The 16,089-nt window shown below is 72.3% G+C and carries 15 protein-coding genes; 7 read left to right on the top strand and 8 right to left on the bottom strand.

The window, feature by feature from the left end:
• Positions 1 to 14: 14 nt before the first annotated feature.
• The gene (locus tag HT134_RS11475) at positions 15 to 839 is read left to right on the top strand and encodes a class II fructose-bisphosphate aldolase (protein ID WP_175600349.1); all 825 of its coding nucleotides are present in this window, start codon (positions 15 to 17) and stop codon (positions 837 to 839) included.
• Here the strand turns inward: HT134_RS11475 and HT134_RS11470 are convergent.
• Together HT134_RS11470 and HT134_RS11465 are read right to left on the bottom strand one after the other, a co-directional pair.
• The gene (locus HT134_RS11470) at positions 808 to 1,278 is read right to left on the bottom strand and encodes a GNAT family N-acetyltransferase (RefSeq protein WP_175600348.1); all 471 of its coding nucleotides are present in this window, start codon (positions 1,276 to 1,278) and stop codon (positions 808 to 810) included. The two genes, HT134_RS11475 and HT134_RS11470, sit on opposite strands and share 32 nt — an antisense overlap.
• Positions 1,275 to 2,072 (bottom strand): phosphotransferase family protein, encoded by a 798-nt coding sequence (locus tag HT134_RS11465; RefSeq protein WP_217707783.1) that lies wholly within the window; start codon positions 2,070 to 2,072, stop codon positions 1,275 to 1,277. Before HT134_RS11465 ends, HT134_RS11470 begins: the two co-directional genes overlap by 4 nt.
• Positions 2,073 to 2,418: 346 nt before the next feature.
• Between HT134_RS11465 and HT134_RS11460 the strand changes: the two genes are divergently transcribed.
• The 3 genes from HT134_RS11460 to HT134_RS11450 all read left to right on the top strand — a co-directional run bounded on the left by HT134_RS11460 (position 2,419) and on the right by HT134_RS11450 (position 5,069).
• A complete protein-coding gene (locus HT134_RS11460) occupies positions 2,419 to 2,985 on the top strand; it encodes a phosphoheptose isomerase family protein (RefSeq protein ID WP_175600347.1) in 567 nt (188 codons plus the stop codon).
• A gap of 130 nt (positions 2,986 to 3,115) precedes the next feature.
• A complete protein-coding gene (locus tag HT134_RS11455) occupies positions 3,116 to 4,573 on the top strand; it encodes an MFS transporter (RefSeq protein WP_217707782.1) in 1,458 nt (485 codons plus the stop codon).
• Positions 4,574 to 4,583: 10 nt separating this feature from the next.
• Positions 4,584 to 5,069: a pyridoxamine 5'-phosphate oxidase family protein gene (locus HT134_RS11450; RefSeq protein WP_175600346.1), complete on the top strand. Its 486-nt coding sequence runs from the start codon at positions 4,584 to 4,586 to the stop codon at positions 5,067 to 5,069.
• Between the two features lie 498 nt (positions 5,070 to 5,567).
• Here the strand turns inward: HT134_RS11450 and HT134_RS11445 are convergent, their stop codons facing one another.
• Positions 5,568 to 6,689, bottom strand: a complete 1,122-nt coding sequence (locus HT134_RS11445; RefSeq protein ID WP_217707781.1) for a GuaB3 family IMP dehydrogenase-related protein — start codon at positions 6,687 to 6,689, stop codon at positions 5,568 to 5,570.
• A gap of 3 nt (positions 6,690 to 6,692) precedes the next feature.
• On the bottom strand, positions 6,693 to 8,174 hold the full coding sequence (guaB, locus tag HT134_RS11440; protein WP_175600345.1) for an IMP dehydrogenase: 1,482 nt from the start codon (positions 8,172 to 8,174) through the stop codon (positions 6,693 to 6,695).
• Positions 8,175 to 8,589: 415 nt separating this feature from the next.
• Here guaB and HT134_RS11435 point away from each other — a divergent pair, with 415 nt between their 5' ends.
• Both HT134_RS11435 and HT134_RS11430 read left to right on the top strand, forming a co-directional pair.
• Positions 8,590 to 9,618 (top strand): helix-turn-helix transcriptional regulator, encoded by a 1,029-nt coding sequence (locus HT134_RS11435; RefSeq protein ID WP_175600344.1) that lies wholly within the window; start codon positions 8,590 to 8,592, stop codon positions 9,616 to 9,618.
• Between the two features lie 36 nt (positions 9,619 to 9,654).
• Positions 9,655 to 10,032 (top strand): DUF5319 domain-containing protein, encoded by a 378-nt coding sequence (locus HT134_RS11430; protein WP_175587859.1) that lies wholly within the window; start codon positions 9,655 to 9,657, stop codon positions 10,030 to 10,032.
• Positions 10,033 to 10,198: 166 nt separating this feature from the next.
• Here the strand turns inward: HT134_RS11430 and HT134_RS11425 are convergent, their stop codons facing one another.
• The 4 genes from HT134_RS11425 to groES form a co-directional block, all read right to left on the bottom strand.
• Entirely contained in the window at positions 10,199 to 10,411 is a 213-nt protein-coding gene (locus tag HT134_RS11425) for a hypothetical protein (RefSeq protein WP_175600343.1), read from the bottom strand.
• Positions 10,408 to 11,043, bottom strand: coding sequence for a sigma-70 family RNA polymerase sigma factor (locus HT134_RS11420; protein ID WP_175587981.1), 636 nt, complete (start codon positions 11,041 to 11,043; stop codon positions 10,408 to 10,410). Before HT134_RS11420 ends, HT134_RS11425 begins: the two co-directional genes overlap by 4 nt.
• 972 nt (positions 11,044 to 12,015) lie before the next feature.
• Complete coding sequence (gene groL, locus HT134_RS11415; RefSeq protein WP_175600342.1) at positions 12,016 to 13,635, bottom strand: chaperonin GroEL; 1,620 nt, start codon at positions 13,633 to 13,635, stop codon at positions 12,016 to 12,018.
• 71 nt (positions 13,636 to 13,706) lie between these two features.
• On the bottom strand, positions 13,707 to 14,018 hold the full coding sequence (groES, locus tag HT134_RS11410; protein ID WP_175587862.1) for a co-chaperone GroES: 312 nt from the start codon (positions 14,016 to 14,018) through the stop codon (positions 13,707 to 13,709).
• 245 nt (positions 14,019 to 14,263) lie between these two features.
• On the opposite strand from groES, the gene HT134_RS11400 reads away from it, so the two are divergent.
• Positions 14,264 to 16,030, top strand: a complete 1,767-nt coding sequence (locus tag HT134_RS11400; protein WP_312888080.1) for a THUMP-like domain-containing protein — start codon at positions 14,264 to 14,266, stop codon at positions 16,028 to 16,030.
• Positions 16,031 to 16,089 lie beyond the last annotated feature (59 nt).

Genomic DNA, 16,089 nt, shown 5'->3' with positions numbered 1-16,089 from the left:
AGGAGGAGCCCGCCATGCCTCTCGCCGTGACCGGCGACATCATCCGCACGTCCCCCGCCGGGGTGGGCGCCTTCAACGTCATCCAGCTCGAACACGCCACGGCGATCGTCGCGGGCGCCGAGGCGCTCGGCGTGGCCGTGGTGCTCCAGATCAGCGAGAACTGCGTCCGCTACCACGGCGCGCTGGAGCCCGTCGCGCTCGCCTCACTCGCGATCGCCCGCCGCGCCTCCGTGCCGGTGGCCGTCCACCTCGACCACGCCACCGACCGGACGCTGGTCGAGGAGGCGGTGGAGCTGGGCATCCGGTCGGTGATGTTCGACGCCTCGGCGCTGCCCGACGAGGAGAACGTGGCCGTCACCGCGTCCGTCGCCGCCTGGTGCCACGAGCGGGGCGCGTGGGTGGAGGCCGAGCTGGGCGAGGTGGGCGGCAAGGACGGCGTCCACGCGCCGGGCGCCCGGACCAAGCCGCACGAGGCCGTGGACTACGTGGCGCGCACCGGCGTGGACGCGCTGGCCGTCGCCGTGGGCAGCTCCCACGCCATGACCACCAAGGACGCCGTGCTCGACCTGGACCTCATCGCCGAGCTGCGCGCCGCCGTGCCGGTGCCGCTGGTGCTGCACGGCTCCTCGGGCGTGCCCGACGACACGTTGCGCGCCGCCGTACGGCAGGGCATGAAGAAGATCAACATCTCGACGCACCTGAACAAGGCGTTCACCGGCGCCATCCGCGACCACCTGGCGCACGACGCGAAGGTCGTGGACCCGCGCAAGTACGTGCGCTCGGGCCGCGACGCGGTCACCCGCGAGGTCACCCACCTGCTGGGGGTGCTGGGGGGCTGACCGCTGGGGGGCTGAGCTCCTTGCGCATGACGACCGCGGAACGGCCCTCGATCCCCGTCCGGCCGGTCTCCACGTAGCCCAGCGACGCGTACAGGGCGATGTTGGAGGCCATCCGGGTGTTGGTGTAGAGGCGCAGCGCGGGCAGGCCGAGCCGGCGCGCCTCGTCCTCGGCGAAGGCGAGCAGGCTCCGGCCGATGCCCCGGCCGTGCAGCTCGGGGCGCACGGCCACATTCTCGACCAGCAGGGCGCCGTCCTCGGGCACCAGCACGATGAGCCCCTCGACGGCGTCGGTCACGTACACGCGGCCCGCCTCGACGAGCGCGGGGTAGTCGGCGTCCATCGGCAGGGGCCGCATGCCGACGATCTCCACCCACGGCTCGTACGCCGCACGGACCAGCTCCTCCACGGCCGCCAGATCGGCGGCGAGCGCCTGCCTCATGCGCCCAATGATCGCAGCACGCGCCCGGCCTGTCGCCGGAAGGTCCCCGGCGGATTGCGCGGCCCCTCGGGGGACAGGATGAACAGCCACATCAGCGCGTGCAGCCGCCGGCAGCCGTCCAGGCGGCGCTCCTCGGCGGGGGTGAGCCCGACGTGGGCGAGGACGTCCACCTCGCCGTCCACCCACATCGCCACGTGCTGCGAGATCTCCGACAGCTCGAACGCGCGGTCGCTGCGCCCGGACTCCTCGAAGTCGACGATCCGCACCCGGGCGCCGTCCCACAGGAAGTTCGCCAGGTTGCCGTCGCCCGCGCCGAACACCGGCGTCACGCCCTCGTCGCCGGGGCGCCATCCCTCCAGCCACCGCGCGCCCTCGCGTACGGCGCGGTCGGCGAGCGGTTCGCGGGGCCGCCAGCGGGCGCACCACTGCTTGACGTGGGCGACCAGCGGGCCGAGCTGCCAGGGGCGTTCGGGCAGGTGGGCGAGGACGCCGCGGGGCACCGCCGCGTGCAGCTCGCCCACGGCCCGCGCCAGGTGCTTGGCGTACACCCCGGGGTCCGGCAGGGACCGCAGCGGGACGCCCGGCAGCCGCGACATGGTCACGGCCCCGCCGGAGGCGGGCGGCGCGGGCGGTTCGAGGGCGATCGGCCGGGGCGCCAGCCCCGGGGCGTGCTCGGCCAGCAGCGTCAGCGCCCGCCACTCCCGCCCGGCGAGCTCCAGGTCGTCGCCGGTGTACCGCTTGACGACCCGGTCGCCCCGCATCTCCACCTGGTGCGTCCACTGAAGATCGGCCACACCCGGATCCTAGAGCTCCGGCCCCCTGGGCAGGAGGGCGGCGATCTCCGGCGGCGATCTCCGGCGGTGTCTCCTCGGCGAACCTCACGACCTGCCCCCGCCGCACCGCCCGCGGCCGCGCCCACATCACGGCGACGGCCGCGAGCACGGCGGCCACCACGAGGCCGATCACGTGCCCCGTGGATGGCGGGCGTGCCGGGAATCGGGCGATGGTCGCAACGTCGCACCCCCGGAGATCGGTCAATAAGGGTCACGGCCCGTGCCCGGCCTGCGACAGCCTGGCCGCGGCGGGAAGAACACTGGGGGACGGGGTCCGGCCCGCCGGCCGCCCGTCGAGGAGGGCGCGATGACCACGCACGACCGGCCCGCCGGTGACGCCGCGCGAGCCATGGAAGAGATCGCCGCCGCGGTCGCGAGCGTGCCCGGGGACGTGCTGGACACGGTCGCGGGCGAGCTGCTCGCGGCCCGCCGGATCGCCTGCTACGCGCCGGGCCGCGAGGGCCTGGCGCTGCGCGGCCTCGTGATGCGGCTGTTCCACGCGGGCCTCGACGCGCACTACGCCGGCGAGATGACCTGCCCCGCCGTGGGAGAGGGTGACCTGGTCGTCCTGTCCTGCGGGCCGGGCCGGCTGTCCACGGTCGAGGCGCTGGCCGGGGTGGCGGTGCGGGCGGGCGCTCGCCTGCTGTACCTGACGGCGCAGCCCGGCGCCCCGCCCGCGAGCCAGGCGGATCGCGTCGTCCACGTCCGGGCGCAGACCATGGCCGACGACCTCGCCTCGGCGGCCGTGCTGCCCATGGGGAGCGCGTACGAGATCGCCCTGTTCGTGCTGGCCGACCTGGTCACGAACCGGGTCCGGGCGCGCCGGGACGAGCCGGTGGAGGTGTCGCGCTCACGGCACACGAATCTGGAGTGACGTCGTAGGAGGTGGAGGACGGTGACGTGGCGGTAACCGAGTGACCCTGAAGTGCCGTCTTCCCAGCGTGGGGCCGGTGACCAAAGATGGTTCCAGTTACCGAAGAGAACCATCAATGCGGAAGGTCCTCATGTCTCCCTCTACCGAACGCGTCGAACGCATGGGCGCGCGCTCCTGGGGCGTCCTCTTCGTCCTCGCCGGCGCCGTCTTCCTCGAAGGCATCGACGTGGCCATGCTCAACGTGGCGCTGCCCGCCATCCGGGCCGACCTCGGGCTGTCCACGGAGGTGCTCAGCGGCGTGGTCACCGCGTACGTGCTGGGCTACGGCGGCTTCATGCTGCTGGGCGGCCGGGCCGCGGACCTCCTGGGCCGCCGCCGGATGTTCCTGACCTGGCTGACGGTGTTCCTCGTGTTCTCGGGGCTGGGGGGCCTGGCCGGCGAGGGATGGACGCTGCTGCTCGCCCGGTTCGTCACGGGTGTGGCCGCGGCGTTCATGGCGCCCGCCGGGCTGGCCCTGGTCACCGGCAACTTCCCCGAGGGGCCGCAGCGCACCAAGGCCCTCGGCGTGTACGCGGGCATCGCGGCCGGCGGCTTCTCGCTCGGCCTGGTCGCGGGCGGGCTGCTGACCGCGCTCGGCTGGCGATGGGTGTTCTTCGCCCCGGTGCTGCTGTCCGCGTCGCTCCTGGTGGCGGCGATCCCCCTGGTCAAGGAGCCGGCGCCGGACTCGGAGCCGGCGCCTCGGGGCGGGTTCGACATCGCCGGGGCGCTCTCCATCACCGGGTCGATGCTGCTGCTCGTGTACGGGGTCATCCGGCTGGAGCACCTGGACCGGGACACCTGGGTCACCGTCGCCGTGTTCGCGGCCGGGCTGGCGCTGCTGGGCGCGTTCGTGGTGATCGAGCGGCGCACGGCGCACCCCCTCGTCCGGCTGGGCGTCCTGCGGTCGGGGCCGCTCGTCCGCGCCAACCTCGGCGCGCTGCTGTTCCTCGCCTCGTTCGCCGGGTTCCAGTTCCTGGCCACCCTCTACCTCCAGGAGCTGCGCGGCTGGAGCACCATCCAGACCGGCCTGGCCATGCTGGTGATCGGGCTCGACACCGTGCTGGCCCCGACCCTGACGCCGCGCCTGGTGAACAGGTTCGGCAACGCGCGGGTGCTGTTCGGCGGACTGGTGCTGGCGGCCGTCGCGTACGCGCTGTTCCTGCCGGTCGGCCCCGACTGGACCTACGCCGCCATGTTCCCGTCCATGCTGCTGCTCGGCCTGTCGTTCTCCCTCGCGTACGGGCCGTTCACCATGGCCGCCACGGAAGGCGTGGCCGAGCACGAGCACGGCCTGGCCGGCGGGCTGCTCTACACCGCCTTCCAGTTCGGCACCGCGCTGGGGCTGGCGGCCGTCACGGCCGTGAACGTCGCCGCGCTGAACGGGGCGAGCGATCCCGGCGCGCGGCTCGACGCGATCCAGACGGCCCTCGTCGTGCCAGTGGCCACCGCGCTGCTCGCCCTCGTCGTCACCGCCTTCGGCCTGCGCGCCGCCCGCCGGCCGAGCACGCCCGAGACCGCCGAGCCCGCCGCCGCGCGGGTCTCGGCCTGAGGGGGCCGCCATGGCCCGCCGGGTGTCCTCGTTCGCGGCGATCGAGCCGCAGTTCACCGCCTACGTCGGCGACATCGTCTACGCCACGATGACCACGGTCGACGCCAAGGGACGGCCCCGCGCCCGGGTGCTCATCCCCGTGTGGGAGGTGGTGGACGGCCGGCCGCTCGGCTGGCTCGCCACGTACCGCACGCCCGTCAAGGCCGCCCACCTGGCGGGCAACCCGCACACCACGTTCTCGTACTGGACGCCCCGCCAGAACGCGGTGAGCGTGGACGCCGTCGCCGAGTGGGCCGCCGACCCCGGGACGCGCCGCCACGTCTGGAACCTGTACGCCAAGGGCAGTCCGCCGGGCGCCGGGTACGACCTGGGCGGCTTCTGGCAGGGGCCCGACGACCCGGAGCTCCACGTGCTGCGGCTGGTGCCGTGGCGGGTCCAGGTCATCCGAGGCGCCGACCTGCACAGCCTCATCTGGCGGGACGAGACCGCCCCCTGAGCGCGGCCCCAGCCACCCCTCCGAGACGGCCCGACGAGCCCCTGTTCAGGCCGCCTCGCGAAGACCGCGCCGCATCCCCGTTCAGGCCGCCTCGCGAAGATCGCGCCGCATCCCCGTTCAGGCCGCCTCGCGAAGATCGCGCCGCATCCCCGTTCAGGCCGCCCCCTGAGCCGGCTCGCCGGCCGCCGTGCTGCGCGCCCCCTCGCACACCTCGCCCCCGGCGATCACCCCCTCCAGCACCCCGAACGCCCACCCGCGTCGCCCGACGAGACCGCCGCCGGGCGGAGCACCGGAGCCGAGCCGGGGGCGGTGGAGACCGCGCAGGGGACGGTGCGCTCACGGGGCTGGGCGGCGGCCCGGCAGGGGTTCCCTCCCGGCCCACCTCGTGACGCCAGAAGCCCCCGGGCCCGGCGAACAGCCGGGACCGGGGGCTCGTGTGTCCCTGTGCCTCCTGCGTCTCGACTACGAGAGCCCGGGAGACGGGAGACGGGCGGCGGGTCAGCGCTGGATCGGGGCGACGACCACCTCGACGCGCTGGAACTCCTTGATGTCGGAGTAACCCGTCGAGGCCATCGTGCGCTTGAGCGCGCCCATGAGGTTCATCGACCCGTCGGCCACGCTCGACGGCCCGTGCAGGATCTGCTCCAGCGTGCCGACCGTGTCGAACTTCACCCGCCGCCCCCGCGGCAGGTCGGGGTGGTGCGCCTCGGAACCCCAGTGGTAGCCGTGGCCCGGCGCCTCGGCGGCGCGGGCCAGCGGCGAGCCCACCATGACGGCGTCGGCGCCGCAGGCGATGGCCTTGGCGATGTCGCCGGAGGTGCCCATGCCGCCGTCGGCGATCACGTGGACGTAGCGGCCGCCCGACTCGTCGAGGTAGTCGCGGCGGGCCGCGGCCACGTCGGAGATGGCGGTGGCCATCGGCACGGCCACGCCCAGCACGTTGCGCGTGGTGTGGGAGGCGCCGCCGCCGAAGCCGACGAGCACGCCCGCCGCGCCCGTGCGCATGAGGTGCAGGGCGGCCGTGTAGGTGGCGCAGCCGCCCACGATGACCGGCACGTCCAGCTCGTAGATGAACTGCTTGAGGTTGAGCGGCTCGGCCCGGCCCGACACGTGCTCGGCGGAGACCGTGGTGCCGCGGATGACGAAGATGTCGACGCCCGCGTCGATCACGGCCTTGTGGTATTGGACGGTGCGCTGCGGCGACAGCCGCACGGCCGTCGTCACGCCGGAGGCGCGGATCTCCTCGATGCGCCGGCCGATCAGCTCTTCCTTGATCGGCGCCGCGTAGATCTCCTGCAGCCGCTTCGTCGCCGCCTCCGCGTCGAGCCCCGAGCACTCCTCCAGCAGCGGCAGCGGGTCCTCGTAGCGCGTCCAGAGCCCTTCGAGGTCGAGCGGCGCGAGGCCGCCGAGCCGGCCGATCTCGATCGCCGTGGCGGGCGAGACCACGCTGTCCATGGGGGCGACGACGACGGGCAGCTCGAACCGGTAGGCGTCGATCTGCCAGGCGATCGAGACCTCCTCCGGGTCACGCGTACGCCGCGAGGGGACGAGGCCGATCTCGTCGAGCGCGTAGGCCCGCCGCCCCGTCTTACCCCGGCCGATCTCCACCTGCTGAGTCATGGATTACCTTCTGTGATAGTTCGGAGCTTCGACGGTCATCTGGATGTCGTGCGGGTGGCTCTCCTTGAGGCCCGCCGAGGTGATCGGCATCAACTGGCAGTCGGTGTGCATCTGCGGGATCGTGCGGCACCCCGCGTACCACATGCCCTGGCGCAGGCCGCCGACGAGCTGGTGGGCGACCGCGGCGACCGGGCCGCGGTAGGGGACCTGGCCCTCGATGCCCTCGGGGATGTACTTGTCCTCGCCGCCGACCTCGGCCTGGGCGTAGCGGTCCTTGCTGAAGGAGGTGCCGCCGCGCTCGCGGTTGCGGACCGCGCCCAGCGACCCCATGCCCCGGTACGACTTGAACTGCTTGCCGTTGATGAAGATCAGCTCGCCCGGCGACTCCTCGCACCCGGCGAGCAGGGACCCGAGCATGACCGTGTCGGCGCCCGCGGCGATCGCCTTGACGATGTCGCCGGAGTACTGCAGGCCGCCGTCGCCGATGACCGGCACCCCGGCGGGCTGGCAGGCCAGCGACGCCTCGTGGATCGCGGTCACCTGCGGCGCGCCGACCCCGGCGACGACCCGCGTGGTGCAGATGGAGCCCGGCCCGACGCCCACCTTGACGGCGTCGGCGCCCGCCTCGACAAGCATCTGCGCCCCGGCCCGCGTGGCGATGTTGCCCGCGATGACGTCGACCCGGCTGTTGGCCTTGATCTTGCCGACCATGTCGGCCAGGCCCTTGGAGTGGCCGTGGGCGACGTCCACGACGATGACGTCGACGCCCGCCTCGATGAGGGCCTTGGCGCGGGCCTCGGCGTCGCCCCCGACGCCCACGGCCGCGCCGACCACGAGCCGGCCGTCGGCGTCCTTGGTGGCGAGGGGGTACTGCTCGCTCTTGGTGAAGTCCTTGACCGTGATGAGGCCGCGCAGCCGGCCGTCGGCGTCGACGAGGGGCAGCTTCTCGACCTTGTTGTGCCGCAGGAGGGTGAACGCCTCGTCGCGGGAGACGCCGACCGGGGCGGTGACCAGCGGGGCCGCGGTCATCACCTCGCGCACCCGGCGCGACTGGTCGGTCTCGAAGCGCATGTCGCGGTTGGTCACGATGCCGACGAGGATGCCGTCGTGGTCGGTGACGGGCACGCCGGAGATGCGGTAGGTCGCGCACAGCCGCTCGACGTCGGCGAGCGTGTCGTCGGGCGTGCAGGTGACCGGGTTGGTGACCATGCCGGCCTCGGACCGTTTGACCAGGTCGACCTGCTGGGCCTGCTCCTCGGCCGACAGGTTGCGGTGCAGGACTCCGATGCCGCCCTGCCGGGCCATGGCGACCGCCATGCGGGCCTCGGTGACCGTGTCCATGGCCGCGGAGACCAGCGGGATGGACAGCGTGATGTTGCGTGACAGCCGTGAACGCGTGTCGGCCTCACCTGGCTGCAGGTCTGAGTAGCCCGGCACGAGCAGCACGTCGTCGAAGGTCAGACCCATCTCGGTGAACTTGGACATGCTGCGGCCCCCTCCTGCCGTTGCGCGTGATGGGGACAAGTCTAGGGCCTGGCTCCAAACTGCTGAGATGCCGGGAGGACGATGACCCCCACGGTCCGTCGTACTCCCGGCATCGAAAAAGGCCGGGGGACGGAACGGTCGGTGATTCCGTTCCGTCCCCCGGCGACCGGCGGCCGGGCCGGCGCGCGTCGCGCCACCGAACCCCCCTCCGCGTCCTGATGGCAGGCATCGCCTGGCCCGGTGGTCCGCCGACTCTCGGTCAAGCGTGCGTTACGCAGCGGCACGCCGCAATGTGCAAACGTGCAATTGCACGAAGTTGCACCGATGCGGTGTCATCCCGCGCAAGGGGGCGGACAGGGCGAGGATGCCGCGTTATTCTCGCGGCACCCCCGGTCCCCCAACGGAGCCACGCGACATGCGCAACGAGTCACCCGACGTGCCCGATCCCCTCGCGGCGCTGGGCCTCGACCCGGCTCAGACTGCGCTCTACACGGCGGTGCTGCGCCTGCACCGCGCCACGCTCGCGGAGCTGGCCGAGGCGATGGGCGGTCCGCGCGACAAGGTCAGCAGGCAGCTCGACGACCTGGTACGCCTGGGCGTGGTCGACGAGCACTCGGGCGAGTACCTGGCCCGCCACCCCGCGGGGGCGCTCGGCCGGCTGATCGCCGAGCGGCTCGACCGGCTGGCCGAGGAGAGCCGGCGCATCGACTCGGCCCTCGGGTCGATCCGCGGCCTCATCCGCGACTACGACGCCGGGCGCGACTACCAGAGCGGGCCGTTCCCGGTGGAGCTGGTCAGCGGGGCCGACGTGCTGTACGAGAGCGTTGTCGGCATGGCCGTCCAGGCGCCGCCGATCACGGTGCTCACCGCCATCCCGGACGAGCGCACCATGACCGACTTCTCACGGAAATTTGCCGATCCTTGGATCGACGCGCAGCAGCGCGGGCTGCTCACGGTGCGCGCCGTCGTGCCCGTGGAGACGCTGGCGCTGCCGGGCGTGCGCGACGGGCTCGGCCGCCTGCTGGAGACCGGGGGCGAGGTCCGCACGCTCGCCCACGTGCCGAGCTGGTTCATGACCGCCGGCGACGACGCCGCCGGCCTGCCCGCGCTGTGGGGCGGCAACCTGCCCGACCACGCCTACAACTTCTATCTCTTACGCACGCCGATCGTCGTGGGCATGCTCAGATCGCTGTTCGAGGAGTGGTGGGCCCGCTCCATGCCGGTGCCGTGGGTCCACCAGGGCGACGGCACCGTCCAGGTGCTCCGGCTGGCCGCCCAGGGCATCTGCGACGAGTCGATCGCCCGCCATCTCGGCGTGTCGGTCCGCACCGTACGCGCCCGGTTCGCCGACGCGATGACCCGGCTGGGCGCGCAGTCCCGCTTCCACGCCGGGGTGGAGGCGGCCCGGCGCGGATGGCTCGACCATCCCGCCGACCACCACTGACCACCACGGCAGCCGCATCGGTCATATGGTGGGAAGGTGCTGGAAGACGTCCCCCGCGACCCGTTCGCGGACGATCCGAACGACCCGTCCGCCGCGATGGGCGAGCTCGACGACGCCGAGCCGCTCACGGCCGCCGAGCGCGACGAGGCCATCACGGACCTCGCCGACGTGGAGGTGTTCCGCTCCCTCCTGGAGCCCCAGGGTGTGCTCGGCCTCGTGCTCGACTGCCCCGAGTGCGGCGAGCAGCACTTCTTCGACTGGGACCTGCTGCGCGGCAACCTCCGCCAGATGATCGAGAAGGGCCGGCCGCAGGTGCACGAGCCGGCCTTCCACCCGGACCCGGCCGACTACGTCACGTGGGAGTACGCCCGGGGCTACGTCGACGGCGTCATCGACACCGAGGAACGCCGCTGACCCATCGGCGTCGCCCGCCACCATCCCGCACGGTGCCGCCGTCGTCCTACGTACGCGCGGACATGACGCCGTCACCCCACGTACGCGCAGACATGACGCCGTCGCCCTACGTACGCGCGGACATGACGCCGTCGTCCCACGTACGCGCAGACATGACGCCGTCGCCCTACGTACGCGCGGACATGACGCCGTCGTCCCACGTGTGCGTGGACATGACATCGTCCGCGCCGCCGTCGCGGCAGGCGTCGGCCCGCAGGGCGGCCAGCAGCCGCGCCGCGGGATCGTCATGAGGGGGCGGCTCCCCACGGCCGAGGGCGTCGAGCAGCGCGTCGCTCTCGTCCTCCGGAGCCGGTCCGGCCCCGGTCCGCTCCTGCGTCAAGCCGACTCCAGCTCGGCCATCTGCCTCAACCTCGCGAGCGCCCGATGCTGGGCGACCCGGACCGCACCTGGTGACATGCCGAGTACATTACCGGTCTCCTCGGCGGACAACCCAGACACCACCCGCAACAACAGCAACTCGCGCTGATTCTCGGGCAACCGGGCGAGCAGCCTGCGGGCGTGCTCGACCTCGATGTAGCGGACCACGGTCTCCTCGGGCCCCGGCCCGTCGTCCGGCCCGTCGGGCAGGTCCTGCGTCGGCACGGCCGAGCGCACGGAGCTGCGCAACGCGTCGGCCACCTTGTGCGAGGCGATGCCGAAGACGAACGAGGCGAACGGACGGCCCATGTCGCGGTAGCGCGGCAGCGCTGACAACACCGCGATGCACACCTCCTGGGCGACGTCATCGGCAATGTGATATTGCCCTGAAACCCTGCCCAACCTGGCGCGACAATAGCGCACCACCATCGGGCGCAACTCGCCGAGCAGGGATTCGATCGCACCGCGATCTCCCTGTACGGCGAGGCTGGTCAGTTCCCTAAGGTCGGAGTCATCCGTCCGTGCCGGAAGTCTCGACGCGAGCCTTACCCCAATTTTGGCGTCGGCGACGCTTCCCTCGCTCACGATAGGCATGATGCCCGCACTGGTCGGGCCTGTCGTCATCGCGAACGGCTACGGATTGGTCACATTGGAGAGACGGCGACTGCCCGTAATCGAATGACGACAGTAAGGCTTTAGTAGTGGAGGAATATTTCACCCCATAACCCGAAATGCACGGAATTCGCCGGCTCACCGCCCGTGCAGCCGGGGAACGCGACGCTTTGCTGACAGGCCGGGTTTACCTGGATAAGTCACTATTTCATATCTGCGGCTGTATGCGAAGTTGTATCCATTGGTACCACGTCACATCCCATTAGCCGCCCATATCCGAACACTTCATCCAGATTTGCGCCCCTTGTGAGCCCCGCACGCCAACGACCGTACGGGCCTCCTCCCGGCCACAGGGCCCGAAGCGCCTCGCCCCGCTGCGGCCAGCCAGGCACCTCACTGGATTCGGACGCCCGAGTCCCGTCGCGCCGCACCCAGAGCCAGCTCCAGCGGCCCACGGCCCCCCAGCCCAGGGGCCGAGAGCCGGCCCGCAACCAGAGCCAACATCGGTGCACCGCACCGCCACCCCAGCCCCAGCCCCAGCCCCAGCCCCAGCTTGAGACCAGCCGCCAAGCCACCGCCATGGCTACCGCTACCTCCACCCCGCGAACCAGCACCAAGCCCACCGCCATCGCCATCGCCATCGCCATCGCCATCGCCATCGCCATCGCCATCGCCATCCCAGCGTCAGCGTCAGCATCAGCATCTGCCCAGCCAGCGCAGCCCAGGGCCATGCCCCCCGCCCCGGGGCCAGCACCCAAGGAACTCCACCCCCGCCCGCGACACCCCACCCCAGCCCGTAAGGAGGCTCGCCACAGTCCATCCAACCCACACCCAAGCCCCCCGGGGACCTTCACCCAGCCCCGGGCACGCGAACGGCCCGCCCCCTGGAGTGGGGACGGGCCGTGCGTGAGCCGTCAACTGCTCAGCGGCCGCGAGGAGCGGCCGTCGGGTGCCTCAGTGGCCGTGACCGTGGCCGTGGCCCTGGCCGGCGGCCGGAGCCTCCTCCTCGGGCTTGTCCACGACGAGCGCCTCGGTCGTGAGCAGCATGCCCGCGATCGAAGCGGCGTTCTGGACGGCCGAGCGGGTGACCTTGACCGGGTCGATGACGCCCTGGGCGATCAGGTCGCCGTACTCGCCGGTCGCGGCGTTGAGGCCGTGGCCGGCCTGCAGCTCCGAGACCTTGTGGGTGACCACGTAGCCCTCGAGACCGGCGTTCTCCGCGATCCAGCGAGCTGGCTCGACCAGCGCGCGGCGGACGACGCCGACACCGGTGGCCTCGTCGCCCGACAGGCCGAGGTCGTCGAGGTCCTTGGAGACGTGGATCAGGGCCGTGCCACCGCCGGAGACGATGCCCTCCTCGATCGCGGCGCGCGTCGCGGAGATGGCGTCCTCGAGACGGTGCTTCTTCTCCTTGAGCTCGACCTCGGTGGCCGCGCCGACGCGCAGCACGCACACGCCGCCCGCGAGCTTGGCGAGGCGCTCCTGCAGCTTCTCGCGGTCCCAGTCGGAGTCGGACTGCTCGATGGCGAGCTTGATCTCCTTGACGCGGTCCTCGATGGCCTGCTGGTCACCGGCGCCGTCGACGATGGTCGTGGCGTCCTTCGTGACGACGACGCGGCGCGCCTGGCCGAGCACCTCGAGGCCGACGTTCTCCAGCTTGAGGCCGACCTCCTCGCTGACGACCTGGCCACCGGTGAGGATGGCCATGTCCTGCAGCATCGCCTTGCGGCGGTCGCCGAAGCCCGGCGCCTTGACGGCGACGGAGGTGAACGTGCCGCGGATCTTGTTGGTGACCAGGACGGCCAGGGCCTCGCCCTCGACGTCCTCGGCGACCACGAGCAGCGGCTTCTTGGTCTGGGCGACCTTCTCCAGCAGCGGCAGGAAGTCGGCGATCGAGGCGATCTTGCCCTGCGTGAGCAGGATGTAGGCGTCCTCGAGGACGGACTCCATGCGCTCGGGGTCGGTGACCATGTAGGCCGACAGGTAGCCCTTGTCGAACTGGAGGCCCTCGGTGAACTCGAGCTCCATGCCCATGGCGTTGGACTCTTCGACCGTGAGGACGCCGTCCTTGCCGACCTTGTCGAACGCCTCGGCGATCAGCTCGCCGATCTTCGCGTCCTGGGCGGAGATCGTCGCGACGTTGGCGATCTCCTTCTTGTCCTCGACCGGGCGGGCGCTGGCGAGCAGCTTGTCGCTGATCTCCTTGGCCGCCTTGTCGATGCCGCGCTTGAGCGACAGCGGCGAGGCGCCGGCCGCCACGTTGCGCAGGCCCTCACGGACCATGGCCTGGGCCAGGACCGTCGCGGTGGTGGTGCCGTCGCCCGCGATGTCGTTGGTCTTGGTGGCCACTTCCTTGGCGAGCTGGGCGCCGAGGTTCTCGTAGCGCTCCTCCAGCTCGATCTCACGAGCGATGGTCACACCGTCGTTCGTGATCGTCGGAGCACCGAACTTCTTGTCGATGACGACGTTGCGGCCGCGCGGGCCGAGGGTGACCTTCACGGCGTCCGCGAGGGCGTTCACGCCACGCTCAAGGGCGCGGCGGGCGTTCTCGTCGAACTCCAGGATCTTCGCCATTTTGCTGAAAGTCCTCTCCTAGTGTCGAAGGCCCCGGCCGCCTACGGCGCCCGGGGCCCGACACCACCGGCTTACTTCTCGATGATCGCGAGAACGTCGCGGGCGGAGAGCACGAGGTACTCCTCGCCGCCGTACTTGACCTCGGTGCCGCCGTACTTGCTGTAGAGGACGACGTCGCCCTCGCTGACGTCGAGCGGGATCCGCTTCTCGCCGTCCTCGTCCCAGTTGCCGGGGCCCACCGCGAGGACCTTGCCCTCCTGCGGCTTCTCCTTGGCGGTGTCCGGGATGACCAGGCCGGAAGCGGTGGTCTGCTCAGCCTCAAGCGGCTGCACCACGATGCGGTCGCCGAGCGGCTTAACGGGAACCTTGGTGGCGGTCGTCACGATCGGACCTCCCCTTCAGATTTGAATGATCTAGAAGAGGCGACCAGCGGGGCCTGCCGTCGCGGGTGCCAGACCTGCCTCGTCGCACGTTGGCACTCTCAAGGGGAGAGTGCCAACAGGAAACATATGCAAGAGGGGCTTGACAGTCAACACGAACACGTTTGCTGAGAGCGATACCTCATCTTCGCAGGTCGAGACGGGGGCCCGGATCGGGCCCCCCGGGCGGGGCGCTAACGTCGTACGGCGTGGACCTGGACGCCTTCACCGAGTTGCTCACCCCGCGCGGGCAGCGCGCGCTCGCGGAGGCGGTCGAGCTCCGGAACGCCGATCCCGTGGCGGCTGCCACGAGCCTGCGCCGCACCTACGACGCCGCGCTCGCCTCGGCGGCGCTCACGCAGGCGCGGCTGAGGGAGCGGGCGCGCGCCAAGTTCGGGGCGGACGCCGAGCTGATGTACTTCACGCCGCACGGCCTGGAGCAGGCCACCCGCGCCGAGGTCGCCGCCCATCGCGCCGTCCGGCTGCTGGCCGTGTGGCATGGCTCTCACGGCCTGGGCGGGGTCACGTCAGCGGCCGGCCCGGACTCGCCCGGACAGGGGCGCCCTCAGCCGGCCTCCCCTGAGCCGGCCACTCGCGATCCGTATCCCTCCGGCGCGGCCACGGCTGATCCGCGCTCTCCCGGCGCCGCCTCGCCCGACCCGCGGTCCCCCGGCGCCGTCTCTCGCGACCCGATGTCCCCCGGCGCTGCCTCGCCCGACCCGAGGTCCCCCGGCGCCGTCTCTCGCGACCCGCGTGGAGGAGCCTCCGGAGAGGCGGGCTCCGGCATGGGGGAAGGCGCCCACCGCGAGGCGGGCTCCGGCCCCTTCGGCGGAGGTCCCGGAGGGGCGGGGGCCGGTTTCCACGGAGCGGCGCCTGGAGCGTCGGTGGCCGGCCTCGGCGAGGGACGCCTCGGAGGGGCGGGCGAGGGGCCGACGGGCGGAGTCCCCGGAGGGACGGGCGGAGGAACGAGGGGCGCGGCCCCCGGGGACGCGGGCGAAGGACTCACGGGCAGCGACCGCGGATGGCCGGGCGAGGGGCTCACGGGCGGAGACCGCGGATGGGCGGGCGACGGGCCGAGGGTCGTGGACGTGTGCTGCGGCTCCGGCGGTGACCTGCTGGCGCTGGCCCGGGCCGGCTGCCTCGTGGACGCCGTCGACACCGACCCGCTGAGCGTGGCCGTGGCCAGGGCCAACGCCGAGGCGCTCGGGCTGGCCGGGCGGGTCACGGTGCGGGTGGCGGACGCCGCGTCGGTGCGGCCGGAGGACTACGACGTCCTGTTCGCCGACCCGGCCCGGCGCACGGCCAGGGGGCGCACGTTCGACCCCATGGCCTACTCCCCGCCGTGGCCGGTCGTGCTCGACCTGCTCGCCCGGGCCCCGATGGCCTGCCTCAAGGTCGCCCCGGGCATCCCGTACGAGTTCATCCCGGAGGGCGCCGAGGCCGAGTGGGTCTCGTACAAGGGCGAGGTCAAGGAGGCGTCGCTGTGGATGTCGCCGGGCGCCGCGCGGGAGGCGGGCCTCGTCCGGCTGGCCACGCTGCTGCCCGGCGGCCACGTCCTGCGCGGCACCGGCGCCGTCGCCCCCACCGGGCCGCTCGGCCGGTACGTCTACGAGCCCGACGGCGCCGCGATCCGCGCCCATCTGGTCGCCGAGGTGGCCGAACTGGTCGGCGGCCGGCTGCCCGACCCCATGATCGCCTACATCACCGGGGACGACCCGGTCGACACCCCTTGGGCGGCCCGGTACGAGGTGGAGGAGGCGCTGCCGTTCTCGCTCAAGCGTCTGCGCGCCGCCCTCCGCGACCGGAAAATAGGAAATGTCACTATCAAGAAGCGGGCCTCTGCGGTCGACATCGAACGCCTTCGGAGCGATCTGCGACTTTCGGGCTCCGAATCCGCTGTGGTCATTCTGACCCGGATCATGGACAAGCCCGCCGCCCTGATCTGCCGCCCGGCCTCCAGCGCTCGACCTGCGTAAATGGCAAACCGGGGCGTTTCCCCGGCAACCACGATATTCTCCCGCGCCACTGACGCGGC

The organism is Nonomuraea rhodomycinica, from assembly GCF_013363995.1.
In the GTDB taxonomy this organism is placed as follows: Bacteria; Actinomycetota; Actinomycetes; order Streptosporangiales; family Streptosporangiaceae; genus Nonomuraea; species Nonomuraea rhodomycinica.
The sequence above is the reverse complement of the archived record's forward strand: the minus strand, read 5'-3'. Positions and strand labels throughout refer to the sequence as shown.